This is a genomic window from Candidatus Nanosalina sp. VS9-1, from assembly GCF_047555085.1.
Classification (GTDB): Archaea; Nanohalarchaeota; Nanosalinia; order Nanosalinales; family Nanosalinaceae; genus Nanosalina.
On record NZ_CP180230.1, the window covers coordinates 291,556 to 309,777 of the forward strand.

Here is an 18,222-nt window from a genome sequence, read left to right on the forward strand (position 1 = left end):
TAATAGGGTTTGCTGAATACAGTCTCTCTTTATCTTTTCTTCGACTGTGCTACTGTTTCTCCATCCTCGATTACTTCTGCCTCGGGAAGCTCCATGCCGTCCTCCACTTCTACCTTTGGAGTTACTCTGTACTGGATGACTCTTCTCTCCCCCGGCTTGAAGTCTTCAAGCGTCCACTCCATCTCTACGCCGTCAGTAGTCTTCCTTATCTCAGGCTTCGCCATCTCAAACTCTTCCTGGAGCTGTGCAGCATTAGGGACGTAATCTCTGATAGTTACCTGTGGCTTGAAGCCCTCAGTATCATTCACTATCTCCAGTGAAACCTTCAGATCCTCATCAAGTTCCTCGACTTCTTTACTAATCTTGAAACTGCCTGTCAATCTTCCAAGTACTGCAAGACCCAGGATAATAATTGCTGCAAGCGCCAGAGGAATCCAGTAATTAACCTGATAACTGAAAGTCATCTCCTCGCCTGGCTGAAGCTGGAAATCCCAGATATACGTATTGCTGTCTTCTTCTTTCACAGTCCTGCTAGGAGCAGGATCCAGATCAAGAATAGGATCCAGATACGAAGGGAAAGTAATATTCTCGGATAGATTTGCAACACTGTTTCCATTGTTCTCTACGTTCCTGCTACCTGTAACAATAAGGACTCTGTCATCCATCTCTCCACTCCTGTTAATCTTTCTAACTTCTTCAACCTGTACAAGACGCGAGAAAACTCTTTCCTCGCCATCCTGAACAAGCTTAATCGAGATATTTCTGCTTCCTGGAGAGGCCTCCTGTGAAATATCGTATTCAAAGCTGTAAGTCTTCAGCGCTCCTGGTGCAAGAGGATCAGTATCCACATCTCTCTGTTCGCCGTCAAAACTCGATGAAATACTGTAATCATCGACTATACGAGGCAGAATATTCTGTACTGTTATAGAGGCCTCTACTGTCTCTCCTGGAAGGAAGCTTTCCTTGTTCACGTTAAAATCGGGGACGTTCATCCTGTAATCTCTGTTCACACGCATGTAATCAGAGAGAACTTTCGTCTCATCTGTCTTGAAATCTGTAACAAATATCTTGAAACTGTAACTTTGCTGTAAAGCATCTTCGCCTGGAGAAATAGTAACACGGAAGTCTCTGGATTCGCCGGCAGGAATCCGTCTGGAGTTATCGAAGTATATCCATCCTGAGCGGCTGAACTCGTAATCCAGAACGAAACGACGCTCCTCCGAGGCATTATTGAAAACTGTAACATTGAAAACTGCCTGTTCACCTGGAGAGGCCTCACGATCCACAGGCTCCATCGATGCAGTGAAAGCTGAAGCTGTGAAAATCATTGCAAGAAATGCGAGGATCAGAGCAGCTTTTCGCATACCTAACAAAAACTTCTCAATCCTTCTTTATATTACATTTTACTGTCTCCAGTAAAGAAAAAGGAATTTCTACAGATAATCCTGAAGCTCCTCGCCCAGAATTCTTGAAACAGTTCCTCCATCGGCCTCAACTCTCTCCATGACAAGGCCCATCAAAGCACCCTGAGCATGCTCTCCCTGCTCCTCAATCATCTCCTGCTTCTGATCTATTACCTCCTGGACAACTTCACGGATCTCATCTTCAGAGGCCTTCCCCGAGACAACTTCTTCGACAGCCTCTTCAGGACTTGAAGGATTCTCAGCCATCTCTGTCAGAACCTCCTCGAAATCCCCTTTAGCAACTTCGTCCCTATCGAAGGCCTCGAAAAGACTTCTGTAATGCCTTTTCTCAAGCTTGTCTACAGGAACATTCTCCGACTCCAGCTTGGAGTAAATATTCGTGAAAACGTTCGCAACAAGCTTCGCATCGAAATCATCCTTGAAGGCCTCGAAAAGAGGCAAAAGCTCCGATGAAACAATCTGAGTGGCCAGTTCTTCCCCTATCTCTTCAGTATACTCTTTTTCACGCTCATCCAATGTCCTCGGAAGATTTTCATCAACTTCCTCGATTTTCTCATCTGAGATCTTTATCGGAGGAATATCTGTCTCCGGATACATACGGGCTGCTCCAGGAAGAGGCCTGGAATAACTTGTAGTGAAATCCTGCTCCGCGTTCCGTGTCTCCTCAGGTACCTCTCCAGTATAGAATTTTTCAGCTCTATCCCTGACTGCTTTAGCTGCTTCACGTGCCTTATCCTCAGGACCTGCCAGTACCGCGATAACATCGTCTTCTGAGGCCTTGAAGATATCTCTCAGCTCTTCAAACTCCTCCTGGATTCCGTAGTCACGATCTTCATCAGTATGAAGTATCCCCTGGATGCCACGAGTCTTAGCGTAGTCTACAAGTTCAAGCGCCAGGTATCTGTCACCTGAGATTTTCTCCTTCATCCTTCCTGCGAGGCCCGGGAACTTGAATCCATAGACCGCTCCATCGTTCTCAAGAACTGTTGAAATTATCTGATTCTCCGAGTCCTCGAAAAGATGTGTAACATTGTCTCCTACGACTTCCGAGGCCTCTTCTTCAAGTTCGTCTCCAAGTTCGATAAGATTTTTCTGCCTCTCAACTTCGTTTTCAATCAGTGTATCGATGTTGCGGACGTCCTGGAATCCCTTGATTTCCACTCGTGCACCGCCGTCGATCGAGACGTTGACGTCCTGCCTGATCGTTCCGATCCCTCTGCGAGCCTTTCCCGTAGATCTGAGAAGCATACCGATTTCCTCCGCTACTTCACGGGCGTGATCCGGATCTTTTATCGATGCATCCGTTCCAACTTCTATCAGTGGAACTCCAAGCCTTGAGAGATCGTAGACAGCTTTCTTCTCACTTCTATCATTGATTCCTGCGGATTCCTCCTCTAACTCGATGTCCTCGATCGCAACTTTTCCGGATTCTGTCTCAAGCTCTCCATCGAGGCCTACCATCGAAGTCCTCTGGAAACCGCTCGTATTCGAGCCGTCTACAACCATTTTACGCATGACCTGGATCTCTCTCGGGATACTGGCGTCGACCATACGTGCAAAAGTCAGAGCTGTATTCAGGGCCTCCTGACTCATCTTGTGCGGAGGCTCCTCATCCAGTTCCACGAGACAGTTGTTCCTGTCGTGGTAATGATACATGAACTTTCTCTTCTTCATGGATTCTACTTCTGCGGCCTCATCCTGTTCTCCTGTCTCTCCAGCCACTGATCTAAGACGTCTCTGTACTTTCGCGTCCGGGGCCTCGTCCTCGAGATCTACCGGACACCGGCAGAAAAGCTTTGTCTCAGTGTTAAGCTGCTGGTGAATCTCTATACCGCATTTGAATCCAAGTTCTTCGTAATCCATTATCTATTCATCCTCCACGATCTCCTCGATCTTTCTCTGAGCCTTTTCTCTGTAGGCCTCTAACTCATCGCCGTTCTTGATTATGGCCTCCTTCGGTCCGTCATATGCTGCTGCTATTGAATTCATCTCCTGAAAACGGTATCCAAGCTTTTCAGAGGCCTCTTTGATAACTTTCCTGGCTCTATCGCTGTCTTCAAGTTCGTAAGTCTTCTTTATACTTTCCTCTTCAAGATTCAATTAATTTTTCCACCTTGTGTTCCAGTTGTTCCTCTGAGATATCCTCGTTTTTGATCATGTGGTCGCTGAGAGCCATAAGTTTCCCGACACCGTTTTCCACTTCTCTAAGATCTCTTTCATCGAATCCGTCACCTTTGACATCTTCTTCTCTCTTTCTATCCTCTCTTCTTTCTCTCCGTGTTTCTCTAGAGGTCCAGACAGCCACTACTTCGATATCGTGGCCTGTCTCCTTTTCGAAACGTTTTTTCTCGCTCCAGCCACGCATCCCGGTGATGACAATCCTTTCTTTCTCCTCCGCCATCTCCTTCAGGTACGGGATCGAGATTCTGGCTATCGCATCCATGCCGTGTTGAGCTCTCATGTCATTGACCCACTGCCCGGTATCCTCTGTAGCGATATTTCTTTTCTCCATCTCGATACGGACAACATCCCCCATATCAAGCACCGCAAAGCCATGATCCTGCATGTAATCCGCTACAGTCGTCTTGCCGGACAGAGGCATCCCTGTAACACCGTAGACCTCAGCCACGGTAAACAGACCTCTCGCTTAACTCACCGTTAAGATTTTCCAGGAAAAATTCTTCCGCTTCTTCCATGTCAGAGGCCTGGCCAAGACTCCACATCAACTTGACGTAAGCCAGCTCCGGATGCATATCCTCCGCTCCAACGACTCCGGCCTCCTGAATCTTCAATCCAGCGGAGTAGACATCCATATCAACACGTCCGTTCAGACACTGAGACGTCATAACCACGACAGCATCATCAGCGATCTCCTGAAGCTTCTCCAGAATCTCTGCGTGATGCTGTGTCTCATCATCAAACGCGTTCACAGGCATATGTCCAAGGCCTGTCCCTTCAACGATGACTCCATCGTAATCCTGCTCCTCGATGAACTCCAGTTCTTCAGGCCTCATTCCAGGCCTGATACGGAGCCATCCGACATTCCCGTCTAATTCAGTATTTTTTTCGTACTCTTCATCAGAGGCCTCGAAGTTTTCCTCAATTTCCCCTGTCTCATAGTTTATATGGCCGAGAGGCTCTGCGTTGATCGCTGAAAAAGCATCTCTACGGGAAGTATGCATCTTCCGGACTTTCTGTGGCGGCAAAATATTGCATCTTGTATCACTTGAATCTTCATGCATGCATACGCCGAGGCCTGTAAAATCTGTCTCCGTCAAAAACTTTGAAGCACAGTACATGTTCATGGCGGCATCGCTGCTGGGCCTGTCGCTTGATCTCTGGGATCCGACAAGCATGACGCCTGTATCAAGATTTTGCAGCATCAAACTCAGTGCTGCGCCTGTATAACTCATAGTATCTGTTCCGTGTCCGATTATGATGCCGTCGTACTCGTCCTTCACTTCATCGATCTTCTCAGCGATCTTCTTCCAGTGTTCTGGCTCCATGTCCTCGGAAAGCATCTGTGCGATAACATCGGAGTGGATATTCACTTCCTCCGCCAGCTCCGGATACATCTCCACAAGATCTTCCGGATCGAACGCAGGCTCAACTCCTCCCTTTTCATATGATACACGTGAGGCGATCGTTCCGCCTGTGTGAAGCACCATGATATCCGGCTTATCCTCAGAATGCTGGACTTCATCCCTCTCATTTTCAGTAGAGGCCTTTTTCTCGATCAACTCGATATCTTCAGGATCAACTCCGATGTTGTATCCGGAATCATCCTTCAAAATCAATGTATCAGGATCCCCTGACTCCGGCTTAGGCATCAGAACTCCTTCACGTCCAGAGGCCTTTATCCTGTCACCGGTTTCAATATCTTTCTCGTCAAGTTTATCGAGAATTTTCTCCGAATACATAGGCCCGATTTACCGTACAAAGTTTAAGAAACTACATCTCGCCCGAAGAAAAATTCTCCTCCATCAACAATTCTCCTCGTCAAGAGGCCTCTCAGTAACAGGATAATGTTTTCAGGCCTGCAGCCGATTTTCCGGCACCTGTTTTAAACTGTTTTTATAAGAGTCGCCCTAGAATTGTTTTCTGTAAGACTTTAAAACAAGGTGAAATTTCTAACATGAAAGTTTACACATTAGGTGGATATGAAGAAGTTGGTATGAACATGACCGCAGTTGAAGTTGACGGAGAAGTCGTCATCTTTGACATGGGTTACAACATGGAAAACGTCATATCCGCAGAAGGACACGTCGACGAAATGACAACAAATCAGAGCCTCGAGATCGGGGCAGTACCGGAAGACGAACCGGTTCTAGACAAAAACGTAGTAGGAATCGTCATCGGACACGGACACCTCGACCACGTGGGAGGAATCCCAAAACTGGCAGGTAGCCATGACTGTCCGATCTACTGTACTCCTTACACAGCAGAGATCGTAGAGAGAGGATTGGACGACGACCGGAAGAACGCCGGCAACCAGGTAATCAGACTTGAAAAGGGAGAAAGGATGGATCTGACAGGCAATCTAACTTTAGAATTTGCTCACGTCAACCACAGTATTCCTGATGCAACACTAAGCCTTCTGGAGACACCGGAAGGATACGCCGTCTACGGAAACGACATGAAGATCGACCGTTCTCCAGTTATCGAAGACACAACCGATATCGACCGACTCAAGGAAGTCGGAGAGGAAGGAGTCAAAGTCATGATCCCGGGAACAACAAGAGTCGATTCCCCTGGACGAGCACGCTCCGAAAAGTCAGTTGAAGTAGAACTCAGAGACGTACTTGAATCCTGCTACGACGCAGGAGGCGCAGTATTCTTCTCAACATTCTCAAGCCAGATCAGCCGCTTGAACTCCGTAATCGACGCAAACGACGGAAGAAGAAAGATCATCTTCGTCGGACGCTCACTGAAGGAATACGTTGAATCAGCAGAGAAGCTTGATTTGATCGATACCGATCAGATCGAAGTAGTCAGTTACTTCGACGAAGTAGAGGAGAAGATGGACGAAGTTGACGCAGCAAGAGAAGACTACCTTGTCGTCGCAACCGGAAACCAGGGAGAACCTGGCGCACAGCTCGACAAGATGGCTTCAGGAACATACCCATTCGACTTCGAGGAAGGAGATCACATGATCTTTTCCAGCAACGTCATCCCTACACCAGTCAACGAAGCCAACAGACACAAGCTAGAGAAGAAACTGGAAGAGAAAGGAGTCAGGATCTATCCGGGAATCCACACCACAGGACACGCCCACAAAGAAGACCACAGAGACTTCATCAACTTCTTCGATCCAGAACACATCGTCCCAAGCCACGGAACAATCCAGAAACTCGGAAGCTACGTAGAACTAGCCCGAGAAGAAGGATACAGCCTAGGAGACAACGTCTACATCTCCGAAAACGGCAAATGCATTGACTTGGACGAATAAAGTTTCTTAGAGGCCTGAAACAAGGCCTCTCACCTTTTATTGTATTTAATCTTCTTTCCGCTACATTCTCCTGATTAACCAAACCAAAATAAAATTTGGGAAGAATATTCTGGTAAATGTTTGGTTTTCTGAATATTTGCACTCTGGCGATAATTTTCCCGCTTTTCATATTAGGGGTATACTATTTTTCGGACTTTTTCTGGTCTCCATTTTCAGTTAGGGTAAGGTTAACCTTGAGATTGCTCAAAACCAATAAAAAGGAGATTTGGAAGCATAGAGATATACTTAGACTTGAAAGCTTCAACTCGCAAATAATAGTTTCTTCGTTAATGACTGTCGCTATAGGATTTTTGGGGTATTCTCTCTCACATATTTTTACAAGCAGTATTTTCGATAATCTAAAAAAGAGTGATCTACAATCTTTATGGACAATACAAGGAACTCTGGTATCTATAAGCTTTATCATACTTACTCACTTGTGGGATCAACTCACAGAATTCGTGCCAGAAGGCATAGTTGATTTAATAGCTCGAAAAACGTATAGTTTTCCAATAATTATATTCAACTTTGTTGTTCTGATAGCAACAGGAGTTCTAGTCTTTCTAGTTTCTGAAGATTCTAGTAACACCCAGTTTACACTCCCAATATTTCTACTGGGTCTTTCAAGTGTCTTGAGTATAGTGTGGTTGTACTCTAGAGTTTCAAAAATAGTTCTCTACAATGGAATTTCTAATTTTGCTATTAGCCAAGCAAGAGACGAGATAGATGAAGAATCTTGGAAGAACACCAAATACCAGATAGGCAATGAAATTCTAGATAGCAAAATCCCATCATACAGAAAAAGTCAGAAATCATTGAATTTAAGCAATGACGTAACCATAACTGCTGAAGATTTAGATCTTGAAGGACATATTTCTGATATAAATTATCGAAGACTGAAGAAAATATTTTCTATAATCGATCCTGAAAAAGTCACATCAGGCCCAAGTTTAGGTCAAGATTTTTCTAGAGAAAATGATGCAGTATTAAGACTGAAGGAAAATATTAGTCAAGAAACTAGAGAAAAATTAACTAACCAGTTGAGAAAATCAATTAAGACATCGAAAGGGTTTTCATTATGAACGAAAATCTTAATACACTCTTAGACTACTTTGGAAGCCGAGCCTCAAAGAGTTTGTCTGAAAATGACCTCTACCTCTTCAAGGAAAGATTAGAGGAATATCGGGAAATAATTGAGTATTACTTGGAAAACAGAGCTATACCTAGAGATAGATCACTTGGTTCTAGCGTAAGACGCCCTTCAAATCGAATTATCCAAAATCTCATCAACCTCTATGAGGTGGCGATATCGAAGCCAAATACACAGTTTAGCTTAGAGTTAATCGGGTCAGTACGCTTACTAATTTCAAGAGCCTACTCTGAAAGAGACAGAATGATGCTGGAAAAGTTTCTCTCTGTATATGAAGATTTTGTTAGATTAGATTTAGAGAAAAATGACTCTGAAATGAGTAGGGCTTTACTTCTTAGATTAAAGAAATCTGCAGACCACATATTATATGATGTAGAAAATAATTTAGATACTAAAGATACTTTAGTTGCTCTGGAATTTCTCGCTCTATTCTACAATAGTCAAAAAGAGCTTATAAGAAAAATTATAGTTTCCGAAAACAAAGAGCTATTCGTTAAGTCCCTCAAGATGTTTGATGAACATAATAGTAAGCTAGATCGAATCAAATCGGATATTAATTTCCGAGATATTTCGGATAACTCCGAACCTCAAAAAGAAGATTCTGATATACTCGATAAGATAGATGATCTAAATCAAGAATTGGAAGAAACTCCTTTTGGGGTAGGTGCCTGGGTGTTTAGAGAATATGAGAACGGTAATCTTGACGAAGATTTCTTTAATAATGTAAGAGAGGAGGTAATAGGGAAATTTGAAAACAAATCTATCGGCGAAATCTCTAGTATCTACTTTGAAATTCTAGAAAGCACTCCCTCTTACTGGAATAGTTGGCAAATGTCAGAGGAATTAGATGTTTTTGAAGGCGCAACTTCCATGGGAAGCCCTGCTGCAGTTTCATGGATTCAAAATTTCTACTGCGGTCTAATGATTAGGAATATTAGCGACGATAAAATAGAGGAAATCTTAGAAAGAGAAGAAGAGTTCTCAAATCCGATATCAGTAAGAAAATCAATCAAAGATAATATTGAAAGTCTCAAAGAACAAACTCAGAATTTTTCAACAGAAGAATCTCTAATGAGAGATATAGAGGATATCCGGTCAAGAAAAGAAGCAGTAAGCAAAATTTTCGAAAATATTAAATCTGAGATAGAGACGGACGAAAGACAGGAAATAATCAATTCAGAAGTGTCCGACTCTTTGGTTTCTGAGTTCAAAACAGGGCTTAGAGATAGTTGGGAGTCAAATGCTGATTTCAGGAAACTCTATAATGACTTGGGCAGATTTGAAGAAAATTCATCAGAAGCTCCTGAAGAAGCTAGAGAGCTAGGGCTGAACAGAGTTTTCTACCGCAGTTATTTTGTGGAAGATTCTCCCAGAAACTGGGTTAGAAATGTAGATGATAACTGGGGTAGAGCTATAGCAAAAAAGGAAAATGAAGTGATTTTTGAGGAACTATTCGGCTCTATTGAGTTCCAGAAAATTTCATGGGAAGAAATAGATTCCAGAATGTTAGATGCTGATATAAGCGGATTTGAGGATTCTCAGCCAATAATGCTTGTAGGAAATAGCCCTCGACTAAAATATAGAGCTAAAAATATAGAGAGATTAGAAATCAATGAAGAGAAAGGAAAATATCTCTATAACAACAAAGAAGTACCTATATACCATATCAACCATCTTAGAGATAAATTAATAATCACAACCGCAGAGAGACTAGGAAGACTTCTCCAGTATTCAGAAGGAGAAAATCTATCAATAGAATTTAGTGAAAATATTCCTTCAGATGTCTCTAAAAACTTGGAATTAGAAGATCCCGAAACTAGAGTCTTGATTAAAGCATCAGAATCCTTTGAGGTTAAAGAAATACAGCAGGATAGTTCAACCATCAGTTATGAAATCCAGGAATAAACACCTAATTATAAGATCAAATTTCCAATAGGTCTCATATTTGCTGAAGCTACTGAAAAGGAGTTACTGATTAAACTTTCTGGGCCTCTAATCAATTTTGTGAGTTATTCCAGTCCGGAAAAATCCTTGTATCGAAGATTCTTGATAGAGGCCTCTAGGGAGATGTTCTTGTAGATGGGAAGGGCGAATAATTGGCGGAAGGAGTCTGAGGATGGCGAGAGTATTGTCTGGCTTCATGAGGGCGGATATGATTTCAGGCTTCGTGCGGATAAGGATGAGGATAAGAAGTGGGCCTTGAGTTTGTCCAGTGATATTTTGCCGGAGAAGTATGATAAAGAAGTTTTGACGATGGATACGAAGAAAAAGGCCCGGAGTATTGCTTTTGACTGGAGGAAGTCTCATACAGAATCCAGTGATTTACTGAAGGAAGTAGGCCTTTCTATGAGCAGTTCGAGGAACGTGTTCAATCCTTTCAACATGAGTCTGGCGATGATGAATATTTTCTTGTTTCTTGCTTTGCTTCAGACGTGGAAGTTCATTGATCCGATCTTCGGGGAAATTTTTATCGGGATTGTTATGGGAGCTGGAGGCCTGATTTTTCTTGTAGAGGCCTTTTACAAAGACGGCTTATTTAATTTGACAGCTCCGTTGCACAACGCGGATGAAGCTGTTTCTTTACTTACAGGAACTTTCGCAGTCCTGGCCTCTTACGGCTATATAACTCAGTCAGAATTTTATTTGACGCATTTTTCAGGTGTTCAGGGAGGTATACTGGCCTACATGGTCGCATACCTGATGCTACACTGGCTGAAGACAAGATTTATCGGATACACTCGTGTAACAGCTAGAGCGACAAAGAAAAAGGCCTTTAACTGGAAGAATGACTTGATGAAGTAGATTTTCGGATTTCTGATTTAGACAGGAATTTTATTCAGGCCTCTGTATAGAATTGTTATGGATATCTATCTGGCCCATTCCTCGAGTATGGATTTTAGAGAAGATTTTTACAGGCCTGTAAAGGAAAGCAGCATAAGTGACGAGCATTCAGTCGTCTTCCCTCACGAAGATGAAGGCCTCTTCGATTCCAGAGAATTCTTCAGGGAAAAATGCGATCTAGTTGTAGCAGAAGTTTCAGAGGCCTCCACTGGCGCAGGTATAGAGCTTGGCTGGGCGGATGAAAAATCAGTTCCCATCCTGTGCATCCATCGGGAAGAAGGAAATCCCTCCTCCGCGATCAAAGCCGTCATGGAAAACATAGTCTCTTACTCAAGGCCCGAAGAAATCCCAGAGATAATCGAAGAGAAAATTAAAGAAATCAAAATTTAGGCCTCAAAAATCTCTTCCCCAGCTCTACGCCAGTTCCTGTCCTCCTTTTTCGGATAGCCGATCGGTATCAAGAGTACAGGCCTCTCAGAATCCTTCAAGTCGAGTTTCTCAGAAAGTTTTGGCTGGCTGAATCCTCTTACCGGGCAGCTACCAATCCCAAAGTTTCTGCAGGCCAGCATGAAGAACGTCGCCGGGATCATCGTGTTTCTCGTTAGCCAGCCTGTCATGAATTCTTCGTCGCGGGCCTTGTACCTCTCGTACATGTCTCGAAGATTCTCTGCTTTTTCCTCGTCGATCTTGCCCTCCTCAAGTTTATGGCTGAGGACTTCGTCGGCGTTGACATCTATCTCTTCATCTCCAACTAGAACTACTATTTTATCGGCGTACTGGATCCACCTGTTGACCGGTATCGCAGAATCTACGGCCTTTTCTTTGGCCTCTTGTGAATCCAGGACGATGAATCTGTACGGCTGTAAATTGAAGGCTGTCGGCGCCTTTGTCGTCAAGTCGAAAATTTTCTCCAGCGTTTCCTCTTTGACTTCTTCATCTGTGAACTTCTTGACGGATGACCAGTTTTCCATCGCGTCTTCGAGATCCATTTATTCCCAGGCCTCCGGAGGATACTCTTCAGGACTCAAATCGCCTTTGATAACTTTTTCGTAGTAGCTGCAGTACTTTTTCAGCTTTGTATTTTCGCATGTAGGATTTCTGGCGGTGCAGTTGTTCTTCCCGTGCTCAATCATCAGCATATGGAAGCTGTTCTTGATCTCGTGAGGAACTGCTTCATTCAGAAGTTCATGCGCTTTTCCATTCGAAGCTGAGAAAGGAATCAGCCTGAATCTCTTGGCCAGCCTCTCCACGTGCGTATCGACGGGCATAACGTTGGCATCAAAGTGAAAATTCAGTAGAACACTTGCTGTCTTCGGGCCTATTCCTTTGATCTCTTCAAGCCAGGCCTGTGCCTCGGAGTCTTCCATCTCGCCGAGGAAATCCACAGAGTAATCCTCAGAATCTCCATGATCTCTCAAGGCCTTCAAAGTTCTCTGGATTCTTTTCGCTTTTGTCTCTGGAAGGCCTGCTGGATTGATGGAGTCTGCTAGTTTTTCGATAGAGGCCTCTTCGATTTCTCTGTAGTCTTTGGAGTCGTTGAATAAGTTTTCAGCGGCTCTGGCAGTGTTTGTATCTGCTACGTTCTGTGAGAGGATCGTTATGAGAAGCTGTCTGACTCCGTCGTCGTTGTCATGCCAGTTCTGTTCTCCATACACATCTAGGAGGTCCTGATGAATGTTCCTGATTCTTTCCTCTGAGTTGTCGATTTCCATGTCTCTGAGTTATACGCCAGTTCTGAAGTATCTACGGTTTTTCGACTTCTATTTCTCCGCTCTGGATATCCTGGAGTGTTGAGCCGTAGAAAAGTGTGATCATCAATGTCACGAATACTGTGATTGTGGATATCTCCGCGAGAGCTCTTGGGAAGCCTGTTTCTATCGTCTGGGCGTACATGCTCATCATGAATGCGAGGATTCCTGAAAATGCTCCAGCCCACCAGTTCCAGCCTTCACTTCTCTTGAAGAAAAGTTTAACATCGAACTGTTCTCTGAATTTTTTCGAGGCGTAGACTGTTGCCAGCAGAGAGATCACAGTGAAAAGATAGATCATAGGCGTCTGTGAAACCTGATTTATGGCTGTAACAAGTATAAGAGCTGAAAATCCTGTGATCTCTATGCTTCTTCTCTCCCAGAGATTTCTTGCATCCATATTCATAACTTGCTTACCTGATTTTTTCAATCTGTCTCTCTAGTGACGGCGCCCGGGCCTCTGTCCAGTAAGTACTGTCTCTGTAGCTTACGATCCATGTGCCTGTCCTGAACTCTTTCTTGAAAGGCCTTCCCTTTTTCAGGGCCTCTACAACTCTCTTCATTTCCTCTGTTTCGTCGCCGTAATATGTTTCATCGATCGCCTTCTGAAGGAACTGTTCTGAGAGATTTGAAGTATCCAGTTCAAACAGGTATCTGTCTCTGAGTTCGGAGCTGTATTCTGAAAGATTTTCGGCGACTTTACGGGCTGTGTAGTTGTAAACTTTTGTTGTTGTGTTCTCCTCGCTGTTTTTCGTGACTAGTATGCTGGAGTCTCCTCTTGTGATAACTGTTTCATTTCTATCTGCGAGAACAGATTCTTCTTTTTCCTGTAGAGTATACGTTCTGTAGTACTTTATCCTGCTTATATTGCTGCCTGCACTGGCCTGATCAAATATCGAGTCCACAAAATCTTTTTCACCATCTGTCAGATTCACTTCGCTGCTCTGACTGTCCTGAACTCTTTCAGCGCTGTAAGTTACTCCGATCCTGTCCTCTGTACCTGCAACTGTCCGATTCAGGGAGTAAAGACTGCCTTTGTACAGCACAGGGACGCCATGATCCAGTACATCACTGGGAGGATTCTCTGTAGTCAGGAAACTTCCATTATCAGCTACTTTCCTGAAATCCGCATGCATATCCGATATATTCACTGAGGCCTTCTCCCCGAGTTCGGCACCTTCAACTTTTTCCATGCGCAGAGAGGCCTCTGCATCGATACAGCCGCTGGAGACTGCCACAAAAGCCAAAAGACCCAGCAAGAGAGCTTTATTCCGATTCATTATGCCAGAAATCAGGCCTGGATTTTTATAGTATTCATCGTTTCTAATCCTCAAAATCTTTAAGCAACACAGTCGAATCCTTTGATAGTTCTATGGCCTCGATAATCCTTCCCAATCAGCTCTTCCCGGAACCCGTAGAAGAAGGGAAAAGATACCTTGTAGAACATCCGAAATACTTCACCGGGAAAAACTTCCATAAACAGAAAATACTTCTTCACAGGGCCTCAATGAAGGCCTACAACGAGGAAATCGATGCCGAGTACGTCGAGTTTTCCGAGGCCTCTGAAAAGTTTGAGGAAATTTTCCAGGAACACGACGAGATCAGGATGTACGATCCCGTGGATCATGAAATACGGGAAAACTTTGAGACATTGGCGGAAAAATTTGATGCCGAGCTCAAGTTCCTGAAAAATCCTGGTTTCATGGCCTCAAGAAGTTTCAACGAAAAATACTTCGAAGAACACGAGTACTTCCAGCTCAGCTACTACAAGAGAATGAGAAAAAAGTTCGATGTACTGATAGATGAAAGCGGAGGCCCTGTAGGCGGAAAATGGAGCTTCGATCCGGAGAACAGGAAGAAGATGCCACAGGATCTGGAAACACCGGAGATCCCGAAGTTTTTCTCGGATAAAGTAGAGGAAGCGAAGAAATACGTGGAGAAAAACTTTTCTGAGAATCCCGGCGATTTAGATGATTTTTTCTGGCCGACGACACGTGAACAGGCCCTGGAAAATCTGGAGGATTTCCTGGAAAATCGGCTGGAAAAGTTCGGGGATTATCAGGATGCTATAGACTCGGATCTGAAGTTCGGCTTTCATTCACTGCTTTCCTCATCGATCAACATAGGCCTCTTGACTCCTGAAGAAGTCGTGGAGAAGACTCTGGAGAAGCATGAGGAGAAGGATTATCCTATGAACTCTCTGGAGGGATTTCTGCGTCAGATCATCGGCTGGCGAGAATTCATCCGGGCAACGTACATGCTGGAGCCAGAAATGAGAGACGCGAACTTCTGGAACGCAGACAATAAACTTCCTGAAGAGTTCTACAACGCTGAGACAGGCCTTCCGCCGGTCGATGATTCTATACAACATGCTCTGGATAACGCTTACGCACATCATATCGAGCGTTTGATGGTTCTCGGCAACGTGATGCTGTTGCTGGAGATCGACCCTGACGAAGTGTATGACTGGTTCATGGAGATGTTCATCGACAGCTATGAGTGGGTGATGGTGCCGAATATCTACGGCATGAGCCAGTACAGCTGGGAGAACATGATGACAAAGCCGTATATCTCATCTTCAAACTATATCAACAAGATGTCTCATTACGACGGCGGCGACTGGGAAGATGACTGGACAGGCCTTTACTGGAATTTTATCAAGAAGCATGAAGAGAAGATTGGAAATATTCAGAGGATGAGCTTCATGACTTCCACGCTAAACAGGATGAGTGAGGAGACTGTGGAGGAGCATTTGGAGAATGCCGAGGCCTTTAAGGAGAGTTTAGGCCTCTGATTTCTCCATCCGTCTTTTTATGATCCAGAGTGTCAGTGATACAAGGAAGATTAATGCTGCTTCTTTCCAGCTTACTGAGAAAGGTAGTGGGATGATCATAGATTGGTTCTACTCCTGTTGATTGAAAAAGAAATTAGAGGCCTTTTTTGGCCTTACTCGGTCTGAAGTGTTGAGAAGAATCCTGAGAAGAAGCTTGCGAACGCTACAGCTATCAAAGCCCACTGAAGATCAGAGGACGGATATGCAAGTGAGACTGCGTAAGTTACAGCTACTGCGATTACGAGGCTGATTGCTCCGCTTGTGAACTCTTCTCTGTACTCGTCAATTTCCATGAATATCAACTGAGGCCTCTTGATTGAAATTTCTGGTGGTGTCGAACGTTACAGCTAAAAATCTGGCGGCAGAAACACATGACATGGCGTTGACTCAGGCCCTGATTGCAAGCGTTTCGATCCAGATAATGACTGCAGCAGCCTTTCTTCTAGTTGCAGCATTCGGGATAGGATACGCAGGGAGAGCTGTACGCAAAGCTCTTTCACACAAGTTTGAGGAGGAAACAATACTTGATCTCCTTGAAAGCATAACTAGAGGCCTTCTATGGTTCGCGGCTGTACTTGTTGCCTTAAGTATTCTCGGATTCGAAGGTATAGCAGCTTCACTCGGCACAGCAGCAGGATTTGTAGCGCTTGGAGTCTCATTCGCCCTGAAAAATGTTCTATCCGATACAGTAGCAGGGATATATCTTGCTAAAGATCCGGATTTCAACAATGGCGACACTGTAGAAGTAGACGGCTCCAAAGGAGAAGTTACTGAAGTAGGCCTCAGAAAATCACGTTTAAGGCTTGAAGACGGTAACTTGAGAGTTATTAACAACAGCGATGTAGAGAAGAAATGGACGTTAATAGAATAATTTTTCAGAAATTATTTTTATCCGTCCTGGCTTTTCAGCATCAAGTATCCAAGCACTAGCGTAGATATTACTCCGAGTAGAGGCCTCAAGGGATCGACATATGCCATTATTGCTGATGTTGACAGGAATGCAAGCAGTAAGCCATTGCAGATCGGACAGCTGAATGCGAGGAATCCTGTGACTCCGCCTAGCGCTGAAAGCCTTGAATCAGTTACAGTGCATTTTTCTTTGCCGAAGTAGATCCCTGCCAGGATTGAAGTCGTGAACAGGAAAGTATAGTCCAGAAATGTGATTGGTACCATCCTGACGTAGAAAGGAGTCGGTATGAGGCCTGTAACTACGCCCGTAACTGTGAAGAAAAATGTAGAGGCGGCTACAGACTTTTTCACGTCATAGCCCTTTACTTCTTCAATTTTCATAATGAGATGTTCTTTTCTATATTTTGCATGTATCAGGATCCCCGTTACGGACTATCAGCGCCGCCAGGATGGATATGCCGGCTAGACGAAATATGTTGCCTCCGAAAGGCATAGAGGCCAGTACTCCTCCGAAGCCGAGGAGGCTTAATACTCCCAGTCCGCATGATGCGCATCCACCTGCCAAGAATCCCGGTAAAGCACCAAGACTGCTCAGATCCATCCTGTTCATACGTAACTGGATGACTGTATTCGTCATCGTTACGCCGACCATGAAAGCGAATACAAGAGTCAGGAAGAGGCCTGTGTATCCTGATTCCATAAATATGCCGGAAAGACGTGTGATGAATGCTATCGGCCAGTGCTGTAGGCCTGAACTCAGCATCTGGAAGGAGTAGACAGGCCTTGTGGAGAAGATCACCAGTGAAAAAGTTATTACTGTCCCCAGCAACGTACCTGTAGCTCTGGATCTGCTGGAGACTGCGCCTTTGATTCCCTGGAAGAATTCCTGTTTCCAGGCCTTGGGACTGATTTTTACTTCAACTGTCACAGGTCTTCACTGGCTTTTTATCGTGTTGATTGCCTGTTCGAATCTTGAGATCGGCTGTGCTCCTGATATCTCGACGAAGCCTGTCTCTTTGTTCCCTACGAAGAATGCAGGGGTTCCCAGCCTTCCAAGATTTCTGAGTGCGTTGCTTTTGTCCTGATCTGCCTCGGAGTTGTTCGAGTTCTGGTAACACTCCATAACTTTGTCGGTGTCAAGGCCTAGATCATCGGAAATACCTCTGAACGTCTCTTCTGGCCCCGGACTGCCTCCCTGCATCCAGCTGTCTCTTCTCTCGAAGATTTCATCGTGGAAGTCCCAGTAACTTTCTTCCTCGTTCTCGTAGACACAGTTCGCCACTTTATGAGCCTCAGGCCCGTTAGGATGAAGATTTGGAACAGGATAATCCTTCATGATGAACTCTACTTCACCGGTATCCACGTACTGGTTTTTGAGAGAGTCACCGATATTCATCTGATCTATAGGAATCCTTCCGGAAGCATCAATGCCCTGCCATTCCGCACAGAAAGGACATCCAAAGTCTGTGTACTCCACTACCTTTATCGGAGCATCACTTTCCCCCATACTTGGCTCGCCTTCAAGCTCGATACCGTCAAGACTCACTAACTCAGTGCCTGAATCATCTGAACTATCTGAACCGTCACCGGAGTTAGTATTCTGTGAGTCAGGAGAATCCTGGGCATCAGAAGTGCTTAGAGCAGTTCCGGCAGCCAGGCCTCCAAGCCCTCCGATCAAAAGTCCAAGTACAAGAGAAGCCACAGCCGCCTGCTTCACAGTGAACTCCAGCTTCAGGCCTTCAGAATCACTCATTGAGATCCCTCTTGAAGGCCTGTTCTCTGATTTTGGAAAAGTAGTGCAGGTGAATTCTCAAGAACATTTGATTTCA

At 44.5% G+C, this 18,222-nt stretch carries 20 protein-coding genes; 7 read left to right on the forward strand and 13 right to left on the reverse strand.

All coding sequences use genetic code 11. The annotated features are described in order from the left end of the window. Positions 1-29: 29 nt before the first annotated feature. The 5 genes from ACK3SF_RS01765 to gatD all read right to left on the reverse strand — a co-directional run bounded on the left by ACK3SF_RS01765 (position 30) and on the right by gatD (position 5,344). Entirely contained in the window at positions 30-1,364 is a 1,335-nt protein-coding gene (locus ACK3SF_RS01765; protein WP_414838107.1) for a hypothetical protein, read from the reverse strand. A gap of 69 nt (positions 1,365-1,433) precedes the next feature. Continuing rightward, positions 1,434-3,287: a Glu-tRNA(Gln) amidotransferase subunit GatE gene (gene gatE, locus ACK3SF_RS01770; RefSeq protein WP_414838108.1), complete on the reverse strand. Its 1,854-nt coding sequence runs from the start codon at positions 3,285-3,287 to the stop codon at positions 1,434-1,436. Positions 3,288-3,290: 3 nt separating this feature from the next. Next, a complete protein-coding gene (locus tag ACK3SF_RS01775) occupies positions 3,291-3,524 on the reverse strand; it encodes a hypothetical protein (protein ID WP_414838109.1) in 234 nt (77 codons plus the stop codon). Next, positions 3,514-4,053, reverse strand: coding sequence for an AAA family ATPase (locus tag ACK3SF_RS01780; protein WP_414838110.1), 540 nt, complete (start codon positions 4,051-4,053; stop codon positions 3,514-3,516). The genes ACK3SF_RS01775 and ACK3SF_RS01780 overlap by 11 nt, the downstream gene beginning before the upstream one ends. Next, a complete protein-coding gene (gatD, locus tag ACK3SF_RS01785) occupies positions 4,046-5,344 on the reverse strand; it encodes a Glu-tRNA(Gln) amidotransferase subunit GatD (protein WP_414838111.1) in 1,299 nt (432 codons plus the stop codon). The genes ACK3SF_RS01780 and gatD overlap by 8 nt, the downstream gene beginning before the upstream one ends. A 215-nt stretch (positions 5,345-5,559) precedes the next feature. Here gatD and ACK3SF_RS01790 point away from each other — a divergent pair, with 215 nt between their 5' ends. From ACK3SF_RS01790 to ACK3SF_RS01810, 5 genes are all read left to right on the forward strand, one after another. Further along, on the forward strand, positions 5,560-6,873 hold the full coding sequence (locus ACK3SF_RS01790) for an MBL fold metallo-hydrolase (RefSeq protein WP_414838112.1): 1,314 nt from the start codon (positions 5,560-5,562) through the stop codon (positions 6,871-6,873). A 329-nt stretch (positions 6,874-7,202) separates the two neighbouring features. Beyond that, positions 7,203-7,994, forward strand: coding sequence for a hypothetical protein (locus ACK3SF_RS01795; protein WP_414838113.1), 792 nt, complete (start codon positions 7,203-7,205; stop codon positions 7,992-7,994). After that, positions 7,991-9,967, forward strand: coding sequence for a hypothetical protein (locus ACK3SF_RS01800; protein WP_414838114.1), 1,977 nt, complete (start codon positions 7,991-7,993; stop codon positions 9,965-9,967). Before ACK3SF_RS01795 ends, ACK3SF_RS01800 begins: the two co-directional genes overlap by 4 nt. A 174-nt stretch (positions 9,968-10,141) precedes the next feature. Beyond that, positions 10,142-10,864, forward strand: coding sequence for a hypothetical protein (locus ACK3SF_RS01805; protein WP_414838115.1), 723 nt, complete (start codon positions 10,142-10,144; stop codon positions 10,862-10,864). 57 nt (positions 10,865-10,921) lie between these two features. Beyond that, complete coding sequence (locus ACK3SF_RS01810) at positions 10,922-11,293, forward strand: hypothetical protein (RefSeq protein ID WP_414838116.1); 372 nt, start codon at positions 10,922-10,924, stop codon at positions 11,291-11,293. Here the strand turns inward: ACK3SF_RS01810 and ACK3SF_RS01815 are convergent. The 4 genes from ACK3SF_RS01815 to ACK3SF_RS01830 are packed head-to-tail and all read right to left on the reverse strand — an operon-like array spanning position 11,290 to position 13,931. After that, positions 11,290-11,892: a nitroreductase family protein gene (locus ACK3SF_RS01815; RefSeq protein ID WP_414838117.1), complete on the reverse strand. Its 603-nt coding sequence runs from the start codon at positions 11,890-11,892 to the stop codon at positions 11,290-11,292. The genes ACK3SF_RS01810 and ACK3SF_RS01815 overlap by 4 nt on opposite strands. Further along, the gene (locus ACK3SF_RS01820; protein ID WP_414838118.1) at positions 11,893-12,615 is read right to left on the reverse strand and encodes an endonuclease III domain-containing protein; all 723 of its coding nucleotides are present in this window, start codon (positions 12,613-12,615) and stop codon (positions 11,893-11,895) included. It abuts the gene before it with no gap. A 31-nt stretch (positions 12,616-12,646) separates the two neighbouring features. Next, positions 12,647-13,057, reverse strand: coding sequence for a hypothetical protein (locus ACK3SF_RS01825; RefSeq protein ID WP_414838119.1), 411 nt, complete (start codon positions 13,055-13,057; stop codon positions 12,647-12,649). A gap of 7 nt (positions 13,058-13,064) precedes the next feature. Next, complete coding sequence (locus ACK3SF_RS01830) at positions 13,065-13,931, reverse strand: hypothetical protein (RefSeq protein ID WP_414838120.1); 867 nt, start codon at positions 13,929-13,931, stop codon at positions 13,065-13,067. Positions 13,932-14,023: 92 nt separating this feature from the next. Here ACK3SF_RS01830 and ACK3SF_RS01835 point away from each other — a divergent pair, with 92 nt between their 5' ends. Further along, positions 14,024-15,445, forward strand: coding sequence for a cryptochrome/photolyase family protein (locus ACK3SF_RS01835; RefSeq protein WP_414838121.1), 1,422 nt, complete (start codon positions 14,024-14,026; stop codon positions 15,443-15,445). Between the two features lie 152 nt (positions 15,446-15,597). On the opposite strand, the gene ACK3SF_RS01840 is transcribed toward ACK3SF_RS01835, so the two are convergent. Continuing rightward, positions 15,598-15,777 (reverse strand): hypothetical protein, encoded by a 180-nt coding sequence (locus tag ACK3SF_RS01840; RefSeq protein WP_414838122.1) that lies wholly within the window; start codon positions 15,775-15,777, stop codon positions 15,598-15,600. Positions 15,778-15,812: 35 nt separating this feature from the next. Between ACK3SF_RS01840 and ACK3SF_RS01845 the strand changes: the two genes are divergently transcribed. Further along, positions 15,813-16,355 carry a mechanosensitive ion channel family protein gene (locus tag ACK3SF_RS01845; protein ID WP_414838123.1) on the forward strand — a complete coding sequence of 181 codons (543 nt, stop codon included), beginning with the start codon at positions 15,813-15,815 and terminating at the stop codon, positions 16,353-16,355. A gap of 17 nt (positions 16,356-16,372) precedes the next feature. Here ACK3SF_RS01845 and ACK3SF_RS01850 read toward each other — a convergent pair whose 3' ends face one another. Genes ACK3SF_RS01850 through ACK3SF_RS01860 form a run of 3 tightly spaced genes read right to left on the reverse strand, consistent with a single transcriptional unit; the run spans position 16,373 to position 18,146 of the window. After that, a complete protein-coding gene (locus ACK3SF_RS01850) occupies positions 16,373-16,774 on the reverse strand; it encodes a hypothetical protein (protein WP_414838124.1) in 402 nt (133 codons plus the stop codon). Positions 16,775-16,790: 16 nt separating this feature from the next. Continuing rightward, on the reverse strand, positions 16,791-17,321 hold the full coding sequence (locus ACK3SF_RS01855; protein ID WP_414838125.1) for a hypothetical protein: 531 nt from the start codon (positions 17,319-17,321) through the stop codon (positions 16,791-16,793). Positions 17,322-17,327: 6 nt separating this feature from the next. Beyond that, positions 17,328-18,146 carry a DsbA family protein gene (locus ACK3SF_RS01860; RefSeq protein WP_414838126.1) on the reverse strand — a complete coding sequence of 273 codons (819 nt, stop codon included), beginning with the start codon at positions 18,144-18,146 and terminating at the stop codon, positions 17,328-17,330. Positions 18,147-18,222 lie beyond the last annotated feature (76 nt).